This is a genomic window from Salipiger sp. ABF4_146, from assembly GCF_056161345.1.
The window spans coordinates 176,281-198,961 of sequence record NZ_JBSWYX010000003.1 but is presented as its reverse complement, the minus strand read 5'-3'; the positions used below and the strand labels follow the sequence as shown (position 1 = coordinate 198,961).

Here is a 22,681-nt window from a genome sequence, read left to right as displayed (position 1 = left end):
CTCGGCTCTTCGCCAATGCGGGCGGCGGGATCAGCCTCGGGCGGTCGGGTTGCCCCCGGCTTGGCGCGGCCCGCACAGATGCGATACAACGGCAAAGACGGGACAGTGTCGCTTGGTGGATCGTATTGTTTCCGGAGGCGGGCGGGCGCACAAGGCAGCGCCCAATTTTCTCCGTATTCGCGATTTACCACGCGGGAGGTCGCGAGTTTGCGAGTGAGGTTTGGGTTTTGGACGTTCAGCACGACATTGCACGGAACTTGGCCAAAACCGGCTCTGACACCGACACCGACATCGCCATCGTGGGTATGGCTGCGCATCTGCCCGGCGCCGCCGACATCCACACCTATTGGGAAAACCTGCGCGACGGGCGCGGGGCGATCCGCCGGTTCACCGAAGACGAACTGCAAGCCGCGGGCGAAGACCCGGGCCTGCTGCGGCACCGCGATTACGTGCCCTTCGGAGCGCCGCTTGACGGGTTCGAAATGTTCGACGCCGAGTTCTTTGGTTTCGCCCCCAAGGACGCGGCGATCATGGACCCGCAGCACCGGCAGTTTCTCGAAACCGCGTGGGAGGCGCTGGAGAGCGCCGGTCACGTGCCCGAAGGTTTCGATGGCAGTATCGGTGTCTTCGGCGGCGTCGGCATGGGCAGCTATTTCTATTTCAACCTCTGCTCGAACCCCGATCTGGTGGACGACACCGGCATGTTCTTGCTGCGCCATACGGGCAACGACAAGGACTTCCTCACCACCCGCCTGAGCTACGTGCTCGACCTGCATGGCCCGTCGGTGAACGTGCAGACCGCCTGCTCGACCTCTCTGGTCGCCACGCATTTCGGCGTTCAGGCGCTGCTCAATGGCGAATGCGACATGGCGCTGGCAGGCGGCGTGACCATCGAGCTGCCGCAGATCCGTGGCTATCTCTACAAGGAAAACGAGATCCTTTCACCCGACGGCGCATGCCACGCCTTCGACCACCGCGCGCAGGGCACTGTCTTTGGGTCCGGCGCGGGCGTTGTTGTGCTGCGCCGCCTGAAGGATGCCATTGCCGACGGCGATCACATCTGGGCGGTGATCAAGGGTTCGGCGATCAACAACGACGGGGCAGGCAAGGCCGGGTATCTGGCCCCCTCTGTCGACGGGCAGGCGCAGGCGATCGCCGAAGCGCAGGCCATGGCCGGGATCAGTTCGGACACGGTGGACTACGTCGAATGCCACGGCACCGGCACCTATCTGGGCGATCCGATCGAGGTCGCAGCGCTGACGCAGGCCTTCGCAGAAAGCGGCTCTAACCAAGGGCATTGCCGCATTGGATCGGTGAAGACCAATATCGGCCATCTCGACACCGCCGCCGGGGCCGCGAGCCTGATTAAGACCTCGCTGGCGCTGCATCACGGGCAGATGCCGCCGACGCTGGGTTACGAGAAACCCAACCCCGCCATCGATTTCGAACACTCGCCCTTTGTGGTGAACGATAGCCTTACCCCTTGGGCACGCGGCGATCACCCCCGCCGCGCCGGGGTCAACTCGCTGGGCGTCGGCGGCACCAATGCACATGTGGTGCTGGAGGAAGCGCCGCAGCGCCGCGCATCCGAGGCCAGCGACTGGCCGTTCCAGATCCTCACCCTCTCGGGGCGCAGCAAGGCGGCGCTGGACGAGAATGCCGCGCGTCTCGCCGCGCATCTGCGCGTGCATCCCGAGCAGCCGCTGGCCGATGTCGCCTTCACGCTGAAAGAGGGGCGCCGGGCGTTTGAAAAGCGCCGCGTGGTGGTCGCGGAAAGCCACGAGGAGGCCGCGCGCCTGCTGGCGGAGGAGGCGCCGCGCCGGGTGCATACGCATAGCGCGCTCGACCGGCCCGACGTGGCCTTCATGTTTCCCGGCGGCGGCGCGCAATACGCTGGCATGGCGCGCAATCTGTACGAAACAGAGCCTGTTTTCGCCGATTGGATGGACCGCGGCCTGACCACGCTGGCCGAGATCACCGACGCCGACATCCGCGCGCTGTGGCTGCCCACGCCCGAGGCCAAGGCCGCTGCCGATCAGGCGCTGAAGACCCCCTCGCTGCAACTGCCGTTGATCCTCATCACCGAGGTGGCGCTGGCCAAACTCTGGATTAGCTGGGGCATCGAGCCCGCCGCGCTTGCGGGGCATTCCATGGGCGAAAACGCCGCAGCCTGCATCGCCGGCGTGATGAGCTTTGAGGATTGCATCGGTCTCGTGCATCTGCGCGGGCGGCTCTTCGATACGGTGCCCGCCGGCGGCATGCTGTCGGTCAACCTGCCCGCCGAGAGGCTGCGGGACCATCTGGGCTCTGACCTCGACCTCGGAGCGGTCAACGCGCCCGATCTGTCGGTGGCCTCGGGCCCGGAAAAGGCTCTGAATTCCCTTGAACAGAGACTGATTTCCGAGGGTGTCGACTGCCAGCGCGTCGCCATCGACATCGCCGCGCACAGCCGCATGCTCGCGCCGATCCTCGATCAGTTCCGCGCCTACCTGCGTTCCATCGACCTCAGCCCGCCGCAGATTCCGCTGACCTCGAACCGCACGGGCACGTGGATGACGCAAGAACAGGCCACCAGCCCCGACTATTGGGTCGAGCATCTGCGCGGCACCGTGCTTTTCGCCGACTGCGTGGCCACGATTGCCCAGCAACAGAGCCGCATTTTCCTCGAAGTCGGCCCGGGAAAGGCGCTGTCTTCGCTGGTCCGCCAGCACCCGGATGTTCCCGGCCAGCAGGTGCTGTCCTCGCTGCGCCACCCCGACGAAGAGATCGCCGACGACAAGTATATGTTCGAACTGCTGGGCCGCCTCTGGGCGCTGGGCGCCGAGATCGACTGGGAGCAGGTCTGGGGCGGTGCACGCCGCAACCGGGTGGTGCTGCCAAGCTACGCGTTCCAGCGCGCACCCTATTTCATCGAACCGGGCAAGGCGCAGACGGAAACCGCGCCGCAATACCTCATGCGCAACGACGATCTGAGCGCATGGGGCTGGAAGCCGGTCTGGCGTCCCCGCGCCGCCGAGGTTGAAGTGGACGTCGCCGAAGGTCTTTCCGAGGCCGCGCCGCAGGTCTGGCTGATGTTCATGGATGAGGCGGGGCTGGCTGATCGCTGCGCCGCGCGGCTCACCGCCGCCGGGCATGAGGTGATCGAAGTGCGCCCCGGCGACGCCTTCAGCCGCCTGTCGGACAGCGCCTATGTCCTGCCGCCCGAACGCGGTCGCGAGGGCTATGATCTGCTGCTGCAGGATCTGGCGATGCGTGGCCATGTCCCGACCCGCATCGCGCATTTCTGGCTGGTCACGGAGGGCGAGAGCCACCGGCCCGGATCCAGTTTCTTCCATCGCGTGCAGGAGCAGGGGTTCTATTCGCTGCTGTTCCTTGCGCAGGCCATGGCCGAGGAAAACCTGCCGCGCCCGCTGCACATGACGGTGCTGACCTCCGGCGCCGCGCAGGTCCGGAACGAGGCGCTGGCGCATCCGTCCAAGGCCACCGTCGCAGGCCCTGCACGGGTGATCCCGCGCGAAATGCCTGGGGTGAGCGTCGAGACGCTCGATCTGCAACTGCCCGAGCCTGCCGCCGGCACGCTCTTCACTCGCCGCAAGGCCGAAGCGGCCCGTGAGGCGGCGCTGGCGCAGCTCACCGATCAACTGCTCGAGGATCTGCTGGCCGAACCGAAAGACGCCACCGCCGCCCTGCGCAAAGGTCGCCGCTTCGAATGCGCGATGAAGCCGGTGACCTTGCCGGAGGCCGCGCCGCAGCCGGGGCAGGGGACCTACCTGCTCACCGGCGGCTTCGGCGGCATCGGCCTGTCGCTTGCCATGGGGTTTGCCAAGCATCGCTCCAAGCTCATTCTTGTCGCCCGCCGCGAACTGCCCGGGCGCGGCGACTGGCCCGACTACCTTGCCCGCCATGCGCCGCAGGACGCCATCGCCCGCCGCATTCGCGCGGTGCAGGCGCTGGAAGAGGCCGGGGCCGAGGTCGTGGTCGTCGCCGCCGATGTCTGCAACCGCGTCCAGCTTCAGGCGGTGCGCGACGCGGCAGAGGCTCGCTTCGGCCGCATCACCGGGGTCATCCACGGCGCCGGGGTGATCGATGACGCGCCCTTGCTGACCAAGACCCCGGCCTCGGTCGAGGATGTGTTCACGCCAAAAATCCACGGTACGCAGGTTCTGGGTGAGGTCTTCCCCGATGGCGCCTGTGACTGGATGGTGCTGTTCTCGTCGTCCTCCACCGTCACCGCGCCCGCGGGGCAGGTGGATTACGTCGCCGCCAACGAATATCTCAACGCCTTCGCCCGGTCGCGCGCTGGCGGGAAGACCAAGGTCACCGCGATCAACTGGGGCATCTGGAACGAGGTTGGCATGGCCGCCGAGGCCGTCGCCGCGCGCAGCGGCGCGCTGCCCGAACCGCCGGTCGAGCCCACCGGCCTGCCGCTGCTGGGTGAGGCCACCTTTGATCGCAGCGGCAACCGGCTCTTTCGCAGCACGCTCAGCAGCGACGACTGGATCATCGACGAGCACCGGACCAAGGCCGGCGACGCGTTGCTGCCCGGCACCGGCTATCTGACGCTTGCCGCCCACGCGCTGAAGGCGCAGCGCGAGGACCAGCCCTTCGAGATCCGCGACCTGTCGTTCCTGCGCCCGCTTCGGGTGGCAGAGGGGGCCCGCCGCGAGATGCGCCTGCGCCTGACCCGGCGCGATGAAGGTTATGGCTTTGACGTGCTGGCCGATCAGGCGCTCGGTGGGCGCCAAGGCTTTGCGCTTACCGCGCAGGCTACGCTGGCGCTGCTGCCGCTGCCGCGTCCGGCGGCGCTGGACCTCGCTGCGATCCGCGCCCGCTGCGCCGCCCCGCTGTGCGCGCCTCAGGGCGGCAAACTGGCCGCCGCGCAGGAGGTGCAACTGAAGTTCGGGCCGCGCTGGAAGGTTCTGGATACCCGCGCTTTGGGGCAGGGCGAGGGCATCGCCGATCTGTCGCTGCCCGCGGAGGCGGCGCAGGACGACTGCCTGCTGCATCCCGCGCTGCTTGATATCGCCACCGGCTGGGCGATGGAACTGATCGCGGGCTGGCAACCCACCCACCTGTGGGTGCCGGTGTCTTACGCGCGCGTGCGGGTCCATGCGCCGCTGCCGGGCCGCATCGTCTCTTGGGTTCGCAACGCCGCCGACAACCGGGCCGAGAGCGAGACCGCCAGCTTCGACATCACGCTCTGCGACCCGGAGGGCCGGGTGCTGGTCGAGGTCTCTGGCTTCACCATCCGCCGCCTTGCCTCGCCCGATCTGCTGCTGGCTCCGCCCCGGCTCAGCGCCGCCGAACTGGAGCTCGACGAGGCCGGAGCCGCGCAGCCGCTGTCCCCCGCCGAAGAGCGGCTCGCCCATAATCTCAGTCAGGGCATCCTGCCGTCCGAGGGGGTCGAGGCCTTTGCCCGCGCGCTGCAACTTGGTCTGCCGCAGGTCGTGGTCTCGTCGATGGACCTCGACCAACTCAGCCGCCAGACCGCCGCCTCGACCGCCGAGAAGACCGCGGGCCAGACCTTCGAGCGCCCGCAACTCGACGCCGACTATGTGGCGCCCGAGGGAGAGATCGAATGCGCGCTGGCCGGGTTCTGGCAGGATTTGCTGGGCGTGCAGAACGTCGGCGCCGAGGACAGCTTCTTTGATCTTGGTGGCCACAGCCTGATCGCCGTACGGCTGTTTGCCATGGTGAAGAAGGCCTTCCGGGTCGAGTTTCCGATCTCGGTGCTGTTCGAGGCACCGACGATCCGCAAATGCGCCGCGCTGATCGCCGCGCAGACCGGACACAGCCAAACGAAAGACGCGCAGGACGCCGCCCCGGCAGCCGCGCCCGAGCGCCGCTTCACCCATCTGGTGCCGATGCACGATGGCGAGGGTGGCCCGCGCACGCCGTTCTTCCTTGTCGCGGGTATGTTCGGCAACGTGCTGAATTTGCGCCATCTTGCGCATCTTCTCGGGGCCGATCGTCCGTTCTATGGCCTGCAGGCCAAGGGGCTCTACGGCGGCGAGCCGCCGCATGACAGCATCGAGGCCACCGCCCGCGACTACATCGCCGAGATGCGGCAGGTGCAGCCCGAGGGGCCTTATATGGTTGGCGGTTTCTCGGGGGGCGGGATCACCGCCTATGAGATTGCCCGCCAGCTTGAGGCGATGGGCGAGCAGGTCTCGCTCTGCGTGCTGCTCGACACGCCGCTGCCCACGCGCCGTCCATTGCAGCGCGGCGACCGGTTGCGCATCCAATGGCAGGAAGCCAAGGCCAAGGGGGCGCTCTATCCGCTGATCTGGGCGCGCAACCGGATCCGCTGGGAGATCGCAAAGCGCCGCGCCAGCGAAGAGACCGGCACCGAGCACGCCTTCCACAACGCCGAGATCGAGGCCGCCTTCCTTGCCGCCGTGGCGCGCTACGAGGTGCGGCCGTGGGAGGGCAACCTCGTGCTCTATCGCCCGCCGCTTGTCGGCAAATGGCAGGTCGGCGGCGGCCGCGTGGTGAACTCCGAACGGGCCTATGTGCTGGAGGACAACGACTGGCGGCAATACGTGCCGCATGTGGCGGTGCACGAGGTGCCGGGCGATCACGACTCGATGGTGCTGGAACCCAACGTCCGGGTGCTGGCGGCGCAGATGCGCGCGGCCATCAGGCAGGCCGAGGCGCAGCGTTTGGGCAGCGCGGTGCTGCCCTTCGCCAGCCCGCAGGCGGCGGAGTAAACGCATGTCTGACCGGCCCAGTCTGCTCATCGTCTCGCTCAATTACCGTACGCCGCAGATGACCCTGCGCTCGGTGCGCGCCGCGCTGCGGGCGATGGAGGGGCTGCGGGCCGAACTGGTGATCGTCGACAACGACAGCGGCGACGGGTCTTACGAGATCATGAAGCAGGCGCTCGATGCCGAGGATTGGGCGCAGGGCGCGGCGCTGCGGTTGATCCGTTCGAGCCACAACGGCGGCTTCGGTGCGGGCAACAACGTCGGGATCCGGGCCGGGCTGTCCGACGGCAGCCCGCCCGATTATGTCTATCTTTTGAACTCCGATGCCTTCCCCGCGCCGGGCGCGATCCGCGCGCTGCTGAACCATCTCGAGGCGCACCCGCAGGCAGGCTTTGCCGGCAGCTATATCCATGGCGAGGATGGCGCGGCGCATGTCACCGCCTTCCGGTTCCCCTCTGTCGCGTCCGAGTTCGAGGGGGCGATCCGCTTTGGCCCGGTGTCGCGGCTGCTGCGGAACAGCGCAGTGCCAATGCCCGTCCCCGCGGGGACGCGGGCGGTGGACTGGCTGGCCGGTGCCTCGATAATGATGCGGCGCGAGGTGCTGGACGAGATCGGCCTCTTCGACGAGACTTTTTTTCTGTATTTCGAGGAAACCGATCTGTGCCTGCGCGCCGCCCGCGCCGGGTATGAAACCCATTATGTGCGCGACAGCGAGGTCATGCACATCGGCTCGGTGTCCACCGGGATGAAACGCTGGTCGCGTATCCCCGGCTTCTGGCTCGACAGTCGCTGGCATTATTTTTCCAAGACCCACGGACGCGGCTACGCGGGGCTGGCGACGCTGAGCCACGCGTTTGGCGGTGTCCTGTGGCGGCTGCGGCGTCTGGTGCAGCGGCGCCCGGCCGCCGACCCCGATCATTTTCTGCGGGATCTGGTGGCGCATGACCTGCGCGCACTGACCCGGCCCCTGCCGGGCACATCCGTCCCCGCGGGGACGCCGGGCGCCGAGGCAAAAGTGGAGCAAGTGCAATGAGCGTGTTTTCCTCTGTGGTGATCGGCAATGAATCCCTGCTGGTGCAATGCAGCGAAAAGCTGTTGCAGGCCGGGCATCAGATCCGCGCGGTGGTCACGCGCAGTCCCGAGATCGCCGCATGGGCGTCGGGCAGGGGGCTGGCGGTGGTCCCGCCGGGGCCGGATCTTGCCGCGCGTCTGCCGCAGCCCTTCGAGTACCTGCTGTCGATTTCCAATCTCGACATCCTCCCCGCGGATGTTCTGACGCTGCCAACAAAAGGGGCGGTGAACTTTCACGACGGGCCGCTGCCGCGCCATGCCGGTCTGAACGCGCCGGTCTGGGCGCTGATCGAGGGGGAAACCCGCCACGGTATCACGTGGCACATGATCGAGGGCGGCGTCGACGAGGGCGACATCCTCGTGACCCGCGGTTTCGACATTTCGGCCAGCGACACGGCGCTGACGCTCAATGCCAAGGCCTTCGAGGCCGCCATCGACAGTTTCGACGCGGTGATCGATCAGCTTGCCAAGGGTCTGACGCGGGTGCCGCAGGACCTGTCGCAGCGCAGTTATCACGCGCTCGCCGACCGGCCCGAGGGACACGGCCTTCTGGATTTCACCAAGCCTGCGACCGATCTGGCGCGGCTGGTGCGGGCATTGGATCACGGCGGTTACGCCAATCCTTTGTCGACGCCCAAGGTCTTCGCGAACGGCCGGTTCTGGAACGTCGGTGCGGCGAAAGGGATCGAGGGGCGTGGTGCGCCAGGCGAGATCCTCGAGGCAACCGACGATCATCTGACCGTCGCCTGCGGCAGCGGTGCGCTGCGGCTGGCGCATTTCTCTTATCCCTGCGGGGCTCCGGCCCCGGTCGCGCTGGTCGGCGAGCCGGGCGGCATGCTCGATCCGGTCCCAGCCGAGGACCGCGCCCGCATCGACACGGCCATTCGCACCACCGCCCCACACGAGGCGCATTGGCGCGACAAGCTGGCGGCGCTGCGGCCTTTCGAAATGCCGGGGCTGGGCAGGGAAACGGGCGAGATCACCACCCGTGCCCTGTCGCTGGGCGAGGCCGATCTGGCCTCGGTCGTCGCCACCTTTGCCGCGCGCCATGACGCGCAGGGCGCCTGCGACATCGCCCTGTCCGGCATCGCGCTGAACAGCCTCGCGTTGAGCGGTATCGTCACGCCCTGGGTGCCGCTGCGGGCACAGGCCACGGGGGATGCCGATGCGCTGCAGGCGCATATGGCCGAGGCCATCGCCGAGGCGCGCAAGCGCAAGGGGTTTGCCTGCGACCTGCCAGCCCGCGCGCCGGACCTGACCGGCGCACCGCAGGTGCCGCATCTGGGGCTCAGCTTTGCCGCGGGCATGATCCCCGGCACCGTGCTGACCGTTGAGGATACCGCGGGAGGCCCGCTGCTGCACGCTGACACCGGACGGATCAGCGCGGCGCAGGCCGACCTGATCGCGGCCCGGCTTGAGCTGATCGCCGCGCATCTGGGGCAGGGCGCGCAGCCCGCCGTGCTGCCGGTGCTGCCCGAGACCGAGCGTGCCATGGTTGTCGATTTGTGGAACGCCACCGGGGTGGACCACGACCGCAGCCTGACCATGCAGGCGAGCTTCGAGGCGCAGGCCGCCAAGACGCCGGAGGCTGTGGCGCTGGTCTTCGAGGGGCAGAGCCTGAGCTATGCCGATCTTGATGCGCGCGCCAACCGCGCGGCGCATGTGCTGCAGGGTATGGGCGTCGCGCCGGGCGTCGTGGTGGGGCTTTGCACCCGGCGATCTGTTGATCTGGTTGTCGGGGCGCTGGCGATCCTCAAGGCGGGCGGGGCCTATCTGCCTCTGGACCCGGCCTATCCGGCGGACCGTCTGCAGCACTATATCTCGGACAGCCGCGCGCCGGTGATCGTGACGCAATCGGCGCTGGCGGACACGCTGCCGGAGCACGGCGCAGAGCTTCTGATGCTGGACGCCGATCCGCGGCTCACGCAGGCTGCGGCACTGCGCCCCGAGGTGACCAGCGCGCCGGAGGACATTGCCTATCTCATCTACACCAGCGGTTCGACCGGCACGCCAAAGGGGGTGATGGTCGAACAGCGCAACGTGGTGAACTTCTTTACCGGCATGGACGCGGTGGTGCCGCATGACCCCGCCGGGACATGGCTGGCGGTGACCTCGCTCAGCTTCGATATCTCGGTGCTGGAGCTGTTCTATACGCTGGCGCGCGGCTTCAAGGTGGTGCTGACCTCGGACGAGGACCGGGGGCTGATCTCGAACGGGCCGATGCCCCTGTCGGACCAGCGCATGGACTTCTCGCTCTACTACTGGGGCAATGACGACGGCATCGGGCGCGACAAATACCGGCTGCTGCTGGAGGGCGCGAAGTTCGCCGACAAGCACGGCTTCCGTGCGGTCTGGACGCCCGAGCGGCACTTCCATGCTTTCGGCGGGCCCTATCCGAACCCCTCGGTGACCGGCGCGGCAGTGGCAGCGGTGACCGAAAATCTGGCGGTGCGCTCGGGCTCTGTTGTCTCGCCGCTGCACCACCCGGCGCGGATCGCCGAGGAATGGGCGGTGATCGACAACCTCACCAATGGCCGGGCGGGGCTGGCACTGGCCTCGGGCTGGCAGCCGGACGATTTTGTGCTGCGGCCCGAGAACACGCCGCCGGACAACAAGAGGGCGGTGATCGAGAACATTTCCCAAATCCGGGATCTGTGGGCTGGCAAGCCGGTGCCCTTCCCACGCAAGGACGGGTCGATGTTCGACGTGGTCACACAGCCGCGGCCCGTGTCGAAGGACCTGCCGCTCTGGCTGACCGTCGCGGGCAATCCGCAGACGTGGAAGGACGCGGGCGCTCACGGCTGCAATGTGCTGACGCATCTGCTGGGCCAGAGCATCGACGACGTCGCCGAGATGATCCGCCTCTACCACGCGTCGCTGCGCGAGGCCGGGCGGGACCCGGCGGATTTCACCGTCACGCTGATGCTTCACAGCTATGTCGCCGAAACCCGCGAGGCGGCGCGAGAGACCGCGCGCGGGCCGATGCGCGAGTACCTGCGCTCGGCGGCGGGTCTGATCAAGCAATACGCCTGGGCCTTCCCGGCGTTCAAACGCCCGAAAGGAGTGAACAACGCCTTCGATCTGGACCTCGATATTCTCGAGCCCGACGACCTTGAGGCCATTCTCGATTTCGCCTTCGAGCGGTATTTCAACGAAAGCGGGCTCTTCGGCACGGTCGAGGACGCGCTGGAGCGGACCGAGCAGCTCAAACGCATCGGCGTGGGCGAGATCGCCTGTCTGATCGACTACGGCATTCCGGTGGATACGGTGCTGGAGGGGCTGGCGCCGCTGGCCGAGGTGGTGAAACGCGCCAATGTGGCGCCGGAACTGGCCGAGGACGACTTCTCGATCGCTGCGCAGATCCTGCGCCATGGGGTGACGCATATGCAGTGCACCCCGTCGATGGCACGGATGATCGCGATGAACGACGAGGCGCGGTTCGCGCTGTCGAAACTGGATCACCTGTTCCTTGGCGGTGAGCCGCTGCCCGGCGCGCTGGTTGCGGAGTTCGGGCGGATCACCGACGCTACGGTGACCAATATGTATGGGCCGACAGAGACGACGATCTGGTCTTCGACCGAAGATGCGCGCGCCGCCGACGGTGTGGTCAATATCGGCCTGCCGCTGGCCAACCAGCAGCTGTACGTGCTGGACGAGGATCAGCAGCCGGTGGGCGTGGGTGTGCCGGGCGAGCTGTGGATCGGCGGCGAGGGCGTGACGCGCGGCTACTGGGGGCGCGAGGAGCTGACTGCCGAGCGTTTCGTGGCGAACCCGTTCCACACGGGCCATATGTACCGCACCGGCGATCTGGTGCGGCGACGGATGGACGGGCGGATCGATTTCATTGGCCGTGTCGACACGCAGGTGAAGCTGCGCGGCTACCGCATCGAGCTTGGCGAGATCGAGGCGGTCATGGAAGCGCAGCCGGGGATCGCGCAGGCTGTGGTCGCGGCGCGCGAGGACACGCCGGGCGACCTGCGGCTGGTGGGCTATTACACCGCCGCGGCGGAGGTGAGCGAGAGCGCACTGCGCAGCGAGATGGGGCGGGGCTTGCCCGCCTTCATGGTGCCGGCGCATTTCATGCGGCTGGAGAGCTTTCCGCTGACGCCGAACAAGAAGGTGGACCGCAAGGCGCTGCCAGCACCGGTGGCGGCTCCGGCAGGATCGGTCTCGCCTTCGGTGGCGGCGGTTGCGCCAGCGGCTCCGCCAAGCGGCACCGCTGCGGCGTCCGACACGTCCAAGGCGCAGGCGGCGATCGCCGAGATCTGGCAGGCTGTGCTTGGCGTAAAGGGTGTCTCCGGGCGCGACAATTTCTTCGAGCTTGGCGGGCATTCGCTGCTGGCGGTGCAGGCGCACCGGGCGATCCGCGACGAGCTGGGCGTGCGCGGGTTGTCGATCACCGACATTTTCCGTTTCCCGGTTTTGGAAGACCTTGCCGGGCGGGTTGCCGGTCTGGCCTCCGGCCCGCTGCCCATGGCGCGGCCACGCATTGCGCCGCCCGCGCCTTCGCCCGCTGTCGCGGCGGTGTTGGCCCCCGCGCAGGGGGGCGATCCGCGGCCCGACCCCGGTGCCGAGATCACGTCTGATCCCGCCTCCGCACAGCCGATGAACCCACGCGCCCGCGCCCGTGCCGAGGCTATGGCCCGGCGGCGCGAAATGCGCGCCCGGCGCAGTGCCTGAGATGGGCGGGGCAGAAGGCCTTCGCGATCTTCTGAGCCGCTCGGCGCTGCCCGAGGGGGTGGTCTGGGCTGTGTCAGAACCGGTCGACGACCTGTCGGCGCTTTTTCCCATTGAGCGTGAGGCGATGGCCCGCGCGGTGCCCGTAAGACGCGCGGAGTTTGCCGGAGGGCGGGTCGCCGCGCGCACCGCGCTGCGACAACTGGGGGTGGCGGATCAGCCCATTGCCAAGGCCGAGGATCGGGCGCCGGTCTGGCCCGCCGGCGTGGTTGCCAGCATCACCCATGCCGGCGGCCTGTGCCTTGCGATGGCAGCGCACGCGCAGCGCTGGCGTGGGCTGGGCGTTGATCTTGCTGTCGATGCGCCGATGCAATCGCGAATGATCCCGGCGATCGCAACGGTGCCGGAGCTGTCCCGTTTCAGTCCGCAACCATTCGGCCGAGCTGCGATGCGGATCTTCAGCGCCAAGGAAGCGGCCTATAAGGCGCAATACCCGCTGACCGGCAGCTTGTTTGGTTTCGAGGCGATGGAATCGCTGCTGCCGGAGCCTCGGATGCGAATGGTGGCGGAAATGGGGCTTGGGCGCGGGGCCGAATTTCCAATGCAACAGATCGTGAAATCGGGCTTAATTCTGTCCATATGCGCAATTCCCCGCGTGTAGATGGCGGAAAACCCCTGCTTTGTGACCAAAATGTGTTACTGATCCCGGTTCCGGACACGCAGTGTTTCCCAAAACGGCCTCATTAAACATGGCGTAAAGGAGGCACATTCGGTAATTTGTGACATGAAAGAGGCGATTCCGCCGCTGGCATATGTGTGTATTTCCAGCGCGGGTGGCCGCTTTCCGAACGCAGCGGGGGCGCTTTGCGGGAGTGTAGTTTATGAACCAGTTCCAATCGTTTGACGAAGTGTTGTCCGCACTGCGCCGCCGCTTCGGTCTGATCTTTCTGGTGTTCGCATTGGGCACCGGGATTTCCGTGTTCTTCGCTCTGAGCCAGCCAAAGCTTTATGAAGCGACGGCGGTGGTTCAGATCGAGGATGCGCAGGTCGCCCCCAGCACCACCAGTCCGGCCACCGTCACCGAGGACGCCACGCGCCGGGTGACGCTGATCGAACAGCGGATCATGTCGCGCGACAATCTCGTGCGCATCATGAACGAGCATGATCTCTTTGCCAGCATCCCCGACATCCCGATGAACGAGCGGGTGTACCAGATGCGTCAGGCCGCCTCGATCGAAGCGATTCATTCGGGCAACCCGGCCTATGGAACGCCGCGGACTCCGTCGGGGCTGATGATCAACGTGCGTCTGCCCGACGCGCAGAAAGCGGCGGATGTGGCCAATGAGTTGATGCAGTCGGTGATCGACCAGTCGCGCACACGCAGCGAGACCCGCGCCCGCGACGCGCTGGATTTCTTCGCGACCGAGGAGGCCCGTGTCGAGACCCAGATCGAGGCGATGGATGCCCGTATCGCCGAGTTCAAGCAAAGCAATTCTGAGGCGCTGCCCTCGGGACTTGCCGCGATGCGCGACCAGTTGTCGACGCTGGAAGACAATAAGCTCGAGCTTGACCGAGACATCGTGGCGCTGGAAGGCAATTCGTCGCGTCAGCGCGAGGATGTGTTGAACCGGCAGCTGGCGCTGTTGGAGGAACAAAAGCAGCTGATCTCGGCGCGGATCGCGTCGATCGAAGAGACCATCCGCAAAGCCCCCGAGGTCGAGCGCACGCTGAACGGGCTGGAGCGCGAGCGCACCCAGCTTCAGGATCAGTACAGCGTGATCACCCGTCGCAAGGCAGACGCCGAAATGGGGCAGATGCTGGAGGACCGGCAGCAGTCGGATCGGTTCGAAGTGCTGGAAACGGCGCTGGTGCCCGAGGTCGCGACCTCGCAAAGCCGTCGCAAGCTGGTGGCCGTCGGGGCCGTGGCGAGCCTGCTCGCAGGTCTGATCACCGCTTTCGTCGCCGAGATGATGAACCCGGTGCTGCGCAGTGCCAGCCAGATGGAGCGCATGCTTGGCGTGCAGCCCGTGGTCGCGATCCCGCCGGTGAAGACCCGCCGCGACCGGCGCCGCAAAGGGCTGGGCATCGCGGCGCTGGTGATGGCCGTGGCCGGGCTGGTCTACGCGGGGCTGCGCTTGCTGGGCGACCGGCTGCCGATGCTCGAACGCTTTCTGCCGCGCGTCGGCGCCTGACGCGATCATCAGACACCGCACAAAAGAGCCGGGCGTTGAAATGCCCGGCTCTTTGCGTTCTGGCAGCGGTGACCGTGCCTAGTACTGGTATTTCTTGAGTTCGGTGCCTTCGGCCTTGTTGAGCACCATGCCAAGCAGCGGCGTCGACGTGCCGAGACGCCGCTCGACTTCGCGGATTTCGCGTTCGGTGGTCAGCCCGCCGCCGACCACCAGCAGCACGCCGTCGATCTGTGGGCGGAATGCCAGAACGTCGTCGTAATAAAGCGCGGGCGGCAGATCGAACAGCATCACATCGGGCTGCAGCCGCGCCTCGACCGAGGTCAGCACCTCGGCGGTGGCCGGGGCGTTCAGAAGTTCGGCGGCATAGGGTTCGATCACCTCGTTGAAACCGAAGGCGATGTCGTGACCGGCGTGGATGTGGTTTTCGCCCATTCGCATGAGATGCGCCTCGGGCGAGATCGCACCGCGCAGCAGCGCGCCCATGCAGCCCGGTGCGCGCACGCCCATCGCCTTGTGCAGGGACGGGTTGCGCAGGTCGAGATCCATCAGCATCGCCCGCAGCCCCTCCTGCCGCGACAGGCTGATCGCGAGGTTGGCGGCGGTGAAGGTCTTGCCGCAGCCTTTGCTGGGCGAGGTGATGCCAACACGGGTCCAGCCGTTTTCCGCAAGCACCTGCGTCAGCCGGGTGCGCAGCACGTCAAAAGCCGTATGCGCCGGATCCTCGCGGCTGGCTGTGATGATGCGGTTGCGCTCCAGATGGTCGCTGTCGATCTCGAATACCGGAAGGTGGTCCCACAGCAGCTTTGCCTGAGGTGCCGGGCGCTGGGTGACGGCGCGGCGCGGCAGGCGGGCGGGCGCCTCCGCCGCGGGCTGGGCCCGTGGCCCGGACAGGGGGTCGGCGGGGGTACGGTCAACGGCGGGCGCAGGCGCGCTTTCGGCGGCTGGCGCGGTCGCAGTGGTGGTGGCGGCGGCAGTGGCGGCGGCGCGGACGCTGGCAAGCTCGCGCCGCGCGGCGTCCATTTCCGCGCGCTCGGCCTGCTTACGGGCTTGCTGCTGCGCGGTGGCGCGGGCGCCTTCGGCCTGTCGGTCGGCTTGTCGGTCGGCATGGCGTCGGGCGAGCCGCTCTTCGCGGCGTTCCAGCGGCAGGATCGGGGGATCCTCCGGTGTCTCTTCGGTCCGCTTTCGACGGCGGAATCTCCGGCGTTCTTCCATACTCGTCTCTCCGCACCGCACGGGCAGGGGCGTTGCCGGTACCGTCCCGGCGATGCCTTTCGGGCCCGCCGCGGAACCATACCGCGTGTGAACCTGCCTTGTCTCGCTGGGACGGCAAAGCCCCGGCGCGCGCACTCGATATTTACCTTCGTCCGCAGAACACCATTCGATTCGGTCAAGAATGAGGTGAAAATGCGGGGATTGTTCACGATCGGAGCAACCTGCCGCGAGCGACAAAGCCGCCCTGACCTGTTGCTCTAGAAGCCAAAGAGATTGGCCTGCGTGATCGCCTTTTCAAGGAAGCTCGCGCGGTCCGCTTCGGGCTGCCAGCCCAGCACGCGCTTGGGCTTGTCGTTGACGAACGGCGAGAAATGCGCCCGGCTCCGCCAGTCGGCCCGCGAGGGGCGCACCAGTCCGGTCTTGCGCAGCGCGTATTTCTTCAGACCGTATTTCACCGCATCGCTGGCGTAGAAGACGGTGAGGTTGCCCGAGCTGACCCGGATGCGTGCGCCAAGCGTCTTGTGGATCGCGTCGAAATAGTCGCGCGCGCTCAGCATTGGCTCGCCCACGAGGTTGAAGCCTTCGCCCACCGCATCAGGATGCGCGCCCATGCGCAGCAGACCCTCGGCGACATCGTCGATCAGCACGAAGGGCAGGAGGTTCTTGCCCGGCCCCCAAATGCGCACCGCTCCGGCGCCGTGCCAACGCCCGATGCCCCAGTGCTGCAGCGGTCCGCCATGGCCCACCACGATCCCGGGCCGCGCGATGGTGACCGGCAGGCCACGCTCGCGGTGCAGCTTCATCAGCTGTCTTTCGCATTCCGCCTTGGACCGGGCGTAGAGGTTGCGGTCGGTCATATCGGCGGGAAAGCGGGTGTCCTCGGTGATCTGCGCGCCCGGATCGGACATGTCGTAGCTGGCGATGGTGCCGGTGTAGACAAGGCGCTTCACCCCGGCGGCCTCGCAGGCCATGGCGATGCGGGTGGAGACGCCGACGTCGTTGACCAGCGCGTCAGCCCACGTCTTTTCCAGCGAACGGGCGAGGTTGTAGACCACGTCGATGCCCTGCATCGCCTCGGTCAGCGCGTCGAGGTCGTGCAGCGATACGCCCATGGTCTCCACCTGATCGGGCAGGTCGGGGAAGGGGCCATGACGCCCGCGCGACAGCACCCGCACGTCCTGCCCGCCGGCCACCAGCCGCCGGGTCAGGGCGCGCCCGATGAAGCCGGTGCCGCCGATCACCATGGCGGTGGGCGTCGGCTTGCGGGTCTGCACGGCGGGGGTGGCCACCTCCAGCGACTCGGGCGGCAGCTTGGCGATGGCAGCCTCGACCGCCTCCATCACCATAATCGCGCTTTGCGCCGAGAAGCGCTCGTCCTGCGGCTTGCCCTGCGCCAGCGGGCCGTAGACCGCCGAACACATGCCGCGGAAGCTTTGCGCATAGGGGCCTTTCTGGTTCAGCGACAGCGTCTGGAGCGCCGCGTTGCGCAGACCTTCGCGCAGGTGTTGCCAGCCAAGGTCGAACTGCCGCCGCGCCGGGTTCACGATGAGGTCCGAGGCGTTCTCGCGGTCCACCACCAGCGTGTCGGCGGCATAGTCGAGCCGCGCCCGCCCCGACGAGCCGCGCAGCGTGACCGACCGATCGTCGACGGTTTCCACCATGGACAAGTTGAAGGTGATCTCGACATCGCCCGCCCGCGCGAGAATGCGGAACCCCTGCGGGCGCCTGTCGTGTCCGGGCAGCGGCACCGGTTTCGTGGCCTCGGCGTAGAGGATGTCCAGCGGGCCAAAAAGATCGACAGCGAAGGCAAAGGGATGCGGGCCAAGCTCCAGCAACAGGTTCTTGGGCTCGCGCAGCAGCCACAAGTTGAAAGGCCCCGAGCGCAGCGGCGCCAGCGGCAGCGCCCATGTGATCTCGGCCTGCGAGACGCGGCCATAGTCGCCCGCAAGCAGCGCCTCTTTCATCCGGATGTAAGACGGCAGGCCAAGGAAATTATGGCCGGCGTGAAAGCGTTTGCCAGCCGCCTCGGCGGCCTCGGCGATGGCGCGGGTCTCGGATAGGCTCACCGCCACCGGCTTTTCCACCACCACGTGCAACCCGGCGCTCAGGCATTGCTGCGCCAGCGCGGCATGCAGATGCGGCGGGGTCAGGATATGCACCGCGTCGCAGGTGCCGCTCTCGATCATCGCCTCGACCGAGGTGAAGGCTTGCGCACCATGCGGCAGCGCCAGCCCCTCGGCGGCGGGCTGCGACAGGTCGCATACGGCGGCCACAACGGCCGTGTCGGTCGCGGCGAGCGCATCGGCGTGCCAGCTTGCGATATAGCCCGCGCCGATAAGGCCGACGCGCAGGGGCTGGGGTTTGGACCGGGACTGGGACATGACGGAGGTCCTTACTTGTACTCGATCAGGCGCATCGGTGCCTGCCGCAGGCGCCGCCAGTGGTAGGTGGCCATGCCGATGAGATTGGGGAACTTCGAAAGGGTGAGCAGTAGCGCGTGGCGCCGCGCTTCGGGGGCGGTCAGCCCTTCGCGCCGCAGGCCACGGGCCGTGCGCGCCCAGTTGAGCGGATAGGCGACGAGCGCCAGCAGCGCCAGCGGCCAGAACGCCAGACAGCCGAGCACGATCAGCAGCGGCAGGGCGAGCGCATAGACCAGCGCGCGGTGGCGTTCGGTGGTGAAATACTCGGGGTGCAGATCGCCGACTTGCGCAAAGCCGTGGCCGGTGCGCACCGCGCGGCGCCACCATTGCGAAAAGTGGCGCATCGATGCGTCGTGCCGGGTCATTTCGTGCGGGATGCGTTCGAGCAGCCATCCGGCCTTGCGCAGCCGGGTGCAGAACTCGTCATCCTCGGCGGCGATCACCTCGGGGTCGAACCCGCCGACCTCTCGAAACGCTTCGGCGCGCACCATCATGTCGCCGCCGCAGGCGCGGATCTCGCCCGCCGGACGGCGCCATTCGAAATCGCACAGCTGGTTGTAGAGGCTGTCGTCGCGGTGCACCTCCGAGCGCCAGCCGGTGACCAAGGCGGTCTGCGGGTTGGCCTGAAGATGCGCGCGGGCGGCCTGCAGGTAGCCGGGCACCAGCGCGCAGTCGCCATCGATGAATTGCACCAGTTGCGGAACGTCCAGCGCGGCGAAACCGGCGTTGCGGGCGCGGGCGGCGGTGAAGGGCGTGGAGAGGTCCAGCAGCACGACATGCGCCCCGGCGGTGCGCGCGGCCTCGACGCTGCCATCGCTTGAGCCACTGTCCACATAGACCAGCTGTCGCGCCTGTCCCTGCACCGAGGCCAGCGCCGCCACCAGCCGCGTGCCCTCATTGCGGCCAATGAGAACCACGTCGATCTCACTCATGGTGCGACCTCGCTGAAGAGCGCCGAGAGCTTGGCGGCTTCGGTATCGATGTCGAACTCGGCCATCACCTTGGCACGCCCGGCGGCGCCCATGCTGCGGCGCGTGTCCGGGTCGGACAGCAGGCTGTCCAGCGCGGCGGCCAGTGCGGCGGCCTCGCCCGGCGGCACCAGCAGGCCGCTGGCGCCATGGTCGACCAGTTCCGGCACCCCGGCGATGCGCGAGGCGATCACCGGCACTTGCGCCGCCATCGCCTCCATCAGCACAACTGGCACGCCCTCGGCGAAGCTGGGCAGCACAAAGATGTCGGCCGCGCTGAGCGCCTCGGCCACTTCGGCCTGCGAGCGGTAGCCGAGGAAGTCGATGCGCTCCGAAAGCCCCAGTTCGGCGGCCTTCGCTTCGAGTGCGGCGCGCTCCGGCCCGTCGCCGATCAGCCGCAGGCGCAGGTTGGGGTGGCGGGGCGCCAGATCGGCCATCGCGCGCAGCAGCACCGGCACGCCCTTCACCGCAGCGAGGCGACCAACGAACAGCAAGGTCTGGCCGTCCTGCGCCGCTGGCGCATAGCGCGCCGGCTCGATGCCGCAGTGAATAATGTGCAGCTTGGGCCAGTCGGCGCGGTCGGCGAAGCACATCAGTTGCGACCGGCAGAAGGCACTGATGCAGGCGACAAAGCGGGCGCGGCGGGTCTTTTTGTCGATCCGCCAGTGCTGCGGTTCGAAGAAGATGTCAGGGCCGTGGATGGTGAAGCTGTAGGGAATGCCCGACAGTTCGGAGGCGAGCATCGCAACGGTACAGGAGGCTTTGGCGATGTGGTTGTGCAGATGCTGCACGCCGGACTCGGCCAGATGGTCGGCCAGCACGGCGGCTTCGGCGAAGTAGATCAGATTGTAGGCGCGGCCCCTGAGCCCCTTCGGTGCCGTCCGCCACGCCAGCGCCAGCGCGCGCAGATAACGCGCCGGGTGGCGCAGCCAGCGCGCGTGCGCGCGCAGCAGCCGCAGCGGTGCCTTGCAGGCGTCCAGAACTTTGAAGGTGGCGGCGTGTTCGGCGCGTTGCTCGGGGCCGACCAGATGCTCGGCGCCGGTGGTGCGGATCGAGCAGGTCAGCACCTCGTGACCCATGCTGCGCAGCGCCGCCACTTCGCGTTGGATGAAGGTGTCCGAGGCGCGCGGGTATTCGCCGGTGAGATAGGCCAGTTTGGGAAGACTCATTCGCGATCCTCCTGCAGCGCGCGGGCCATCAGCGTCTCGAACCGGGGCTGCGGCAGCGGGCCGAGCGCCGAGATCAGGGTGCGATCGGGGTAGCGCAGGGGCATCATCCGCGCCTTTAGCGGGGCAACGCGCAGCAGCCCCGGCAGATGTGTTCCCAGCGGAGAAAGCCCCCGTGCCGCCGCCAGCCAGAGTGGCCAAGGCAGGGGCAGCGTCAGCTTCGGCCAGCCCGCACCCGCATGGGCCCGCAGAAAGCGGGTGCGGTCGGGACGATCGGGATCGACGAGGTTCAGCAGCTGCACCTGATCGGGCGCGCGGCGCGCCGCCTGCAGCAGCCGCTTGGCCACATGGCCGACGTGGGCCAGCGGCAGCTCGCCCTTGGTGCCGACGCGGATTAGCAGCGGCCCGAGCGCCGGGCCGAGATGGGCGTTCCACGTCCGACCCGCGCCGAAGATCGCGCCGGGGCGCAGGATCCACAGCGGCAGGGCAGATGCACGGCAGAGCGCCTCCTGCGCCAGCTTGCCGGTGACATAGGCATCGCGGGCGGAGCCGGGCGTTTCAAGCGCAGTGGCTTCGGTCACCGCATCGCCGGGAGAGAGCCGCGCGGTGTCGTAGACGGCGATCGAACTCACCAGCACCAGATGCAGCGGCAGCCCGTCCAGCGCCTGCAGCAGATGCCGGGTGCCGTCGATGGTGGCCGTCTCTACCGCGTCGGTATCGCCGCCAAGATGCGCGGCGGCATGGATCACCGCGCTGCAACCTTCGGCGGCGGCGCGCAGCTTGGGCACGCAGGCGGGGTCCGACAGATCGGCCCGGCACGGCGTGACGCCCTTCATCTGCGCCCAGTCCTCTGGCGGGTCGGCGCGCAGAACCGCGACCACCTCAAGGCCCTGCGCGCGGGCCTCGGCCAGCACCGCGCGCCCAACGAAGCCGGTGGCGCCGGTCAGCAGGATGCGGGGGACGGTGGGCGTCTCGGTCATCTCATTTTGCCCATGGCATCGGGTCCAGCGGCGCGCAGCGCGTGGTCATGTGCTGCACGCCTGCGTCTTCGCCGGCGTTCTGGATGGCCAGCGTCACCTCGGTCAGATGCAGCGCGAAATCGGCAGAGAGGCGGCAGGGGCGGTCTTCGTGCAGCGCCTCCAGCATCTCGGCCGGGCCGAGCATGAAGTTCATCGCCGCCGCGCCCCAGCGTTTCACCTTGGGGTGGGTCGGCTGCTTCAGCCGGATGCGGCGTGGAAACGGGTTCTCCACCAGCCGCCGACGCAGCACGCTGCGTTTGGCGAATTTCACCTTCGCGGCATTGTCCCAAGAGGCACCGCAGCTCAGCACGCCGCGGTCGCCAAAGATGCGGATGCCGTGGTCATGGCTGGCGACGATCGAGCAGGTCAGGCGGGTGACCGGGCCATTGTCGAAGAACAGCGTGGCCACCGAAAGATCGGGCGCGCTGGCGCCAAGACCCTGCTTGTCGGGCAGCACTTCGGCAGAGGCGGCGACAACCTTGCGGACCGAACCGAACCAGCCGATCAGCCACGTCAGGTAGTAGCCCGCGTGTTCAAGCGTGCAGCCGGTGCGGAATTCATCTTCGGCGGGCCAAGGCGCACCGCTTTCACTGGTCCAGCCCTTGTAGGGCGCCTGCGGGATAAAGCCGTCGTCCAGTTCAGCATAGATGGCGCGGGGTGTGCCCGCCGTGCCTTTGCGCAGCGCGTGGCCCAATGTTTGCGCGGCTTCGCCCAGCACCGAGCAGGGAGCCGAGGCCAGCATCACGCCGCGCTCTGCCGCCAGCGCATGCAGCGCTCGCGCCTGATCCATCTGCAGAGCGAGGGGCTTTTCGCAATAAACGTGATGCCCGGCCTCCAGCAGCCTGCGGTTCAGCGCGTAATGTTCTGACGGGTTGGCCAGGTTGAGCACGATACAGCCGGTCGGCAAGGCACCGATGAAGCGGTCGAGATCGGGCTCTGCAGTCAGTGTCCAATGTCCGCAGAACTGCGTCAGGCGGGCGGCGTCGCGGTCGTGCACGGAATGCACGGTGATGCCGGTCATCGCCTGCAACGAGCGCATGTAGAGGTCGGCCACGAAGCCACAGCCAAGAAGCGCGATCTGTCCCGTCATCTGCACCCTGCCAAGCGGCGGGGCGCACCGGCGCATTGCGCGGGGCGCGGCATGGGAAACAGCATCATTCGGCAACCTGGTTACGGATCATCAAAGCGACCTATGGGGCATTGATCAGAGAAATTTGACCGAAATTCGGCGTGTTGCAGGTGTCTTCGC

The 22,681-nt window shown here is 67.7% G+C and carries 11 protein-coding genes; 5 read left to right on the top strand and 6 right to left on the bottom strand.

Annotated elements, in window-relative coordinates; all coding sequences use genetic code 11:
* Nucleotides 1–257: 257 nt before the first annotated feature.
* From ACXAJT_RS06260 to ACXAJT_RS06240, 5 genes are all read left to right on the top strand, one after another.
* Nucleotides 258–6,710: a type I polyketide synthase gene (locus tag ACXAJT_RS06260; protein ID WP_475233896.1), complete on the top strand. Its 6,453-nt coding sequence runs from the start codon at nucleotides 258–260 to the stop codon at nucleotides 6,708–6,710.
* Nucleotides 6,711–6,714: 4 nt separating this feature from the next.
* On the top strand, nucleotides 6,715–7,740 hold the full coding sequence (locus ACXAJT_RS06255; protein WP_475233894.1) for a glycosyltransferase family 2 protein: 1,026 nt from the start codon (nucleotides 6,715–6,717) through the stop codon (nucleotides 7,738–7,740).
* Entirely contained in the window at nucleotides 7,737–12,458 is a 4,722-nt protein-coding gene (locus tag ACXAJT_RS06250) for a MupA/Atu3671 family FMN-dependent luciferase-like monooxygenase (protein ID WP_475233893.1), read from the top strand. Before ACXAJT_RS06255 ends, ACXAJT_RS06250 begins: the two co-directional genes overlap by 4 nt.
* A gap of 70 nt (nucleotides 12,459–12,528) precedes the next feature.
* Nucleotides 12,529–13,116, top strand: coding sequence for a 4'-phosphopantetheinyl transferase family protein (locus tag ACXAJT_RS06245; protein WP_475233891.1), 588 nt, complete (start codon nucleotides 12,529–12,531; stop codon nucleotides 13,114–13,116).
* 220 nt (nucleotides 13,117–13,336) lie between these two features.
* Nucleotides 13,337–14,647, top strand: a complete 1,311-nt coding sequence (locus ACXAJT_RS06240; protein WP_475233889.1) for a GumC family protein — start codon at nucleotides 13,337–13,339, stop codon at nucleotides 14,645–14,647.
* 78 nt (nucleotides 14,648–14,725) lie between these two features.
* Here ACXAJT_RS06240 and ACXAJT_RS06235 read toward each other — a convergent pair whose 3' ends face one another.
* The 6 genes from ACXAJT_RS06235 to ACXAJT_RS06210 form a co-directional block, all read right to left on the bottom strand.
* On the bottom strand, nucleotides 14,726–15,859 hold the full coding sequence (locus tag ACXAJT_RS06235; RefSeq protein ID WP_475233888.1) for a nucleotide-binding protein: 1,134 nt from the start codon (nucleotides 15,857–15,859) through the stop codon (nucleotides 14,726–14,728).
* Nucleotides 15,860–16,116: 257 nt separating this feature from the next.
* Complete coding sequence (locus ACXAJT_RS06230) at nucleotides 16,117–18,240, bottom strand: NAD-dependent epimerase/dehydratase family protein (RefSeq protein ID WP_475233886.1); 2,124 nt, start codon at nucleotides 18,238–18,240, stop codon at nucleotides 16,117–16,119.
* An 11-nt stretch (nucleotides 18,241–18,251) separates the two neighbouring features.
* Complete coding sequence (locus tag ACXAJT_RS06225) at nucleotides 18,252–19,211, bottom strand: glycosyltransferase family 2 protein (RefSeq protein ID WP_475233884.1); 960 nt, start codon at nucleotides 19,209–19,211, stop codon at nucleotides 18,252–18,254.
* Nucleotides 19,208–20,416 carry a glycosyltransferase gene (locus ACXAJT_RS06220; RefSeq protein ID WP_475233882.1) on the bottom strand — a complete coding sequence of 403 codons (1,209 nt, stop codon included), beginning with the start codon at nucleotides 20,414–20,416 and terminating at the stop codon, nucleotides 19,208–19,210. The genes ACXAJT_RS06225 and ACXAJT_RS06220 overlap by 4 nt, the downstream gene beginning before the upstream one ends.
* Nucleotides 20,413–21,393 (bottom strand): NAD-dependent epimerase/dehydratase family protein, encoded by a 981-nt coding sequence (locus ACXAJT_RS06215; RefSeq protein ID WP_475233880.1) that lies wholly within the window; start codon nucleotides 21,391–21,393, stop codon nucleotides 20,413–20,415. Before ACXAJT_RS06215 ends, ACXAJT_RS06220 begins: the two co-directional genes overlap by 4 nt.
* A 1-nt stretch (nucleotide 21,394) precedes the next feature.
* Complete coding sequence (locus ACXAJT_RS06210; protein ID WP_475233879.1) at nucleotides 21,395–22,522, bottom strand: Gfo/Idh/MocA family protein; 1,128 nt, start codon at nucleotides 22,520–22,522, stop codon at nucleotides 21,395–21,397.
* Nucleotides 22,523–22,681: the final 159 nt, after the last annotated feature.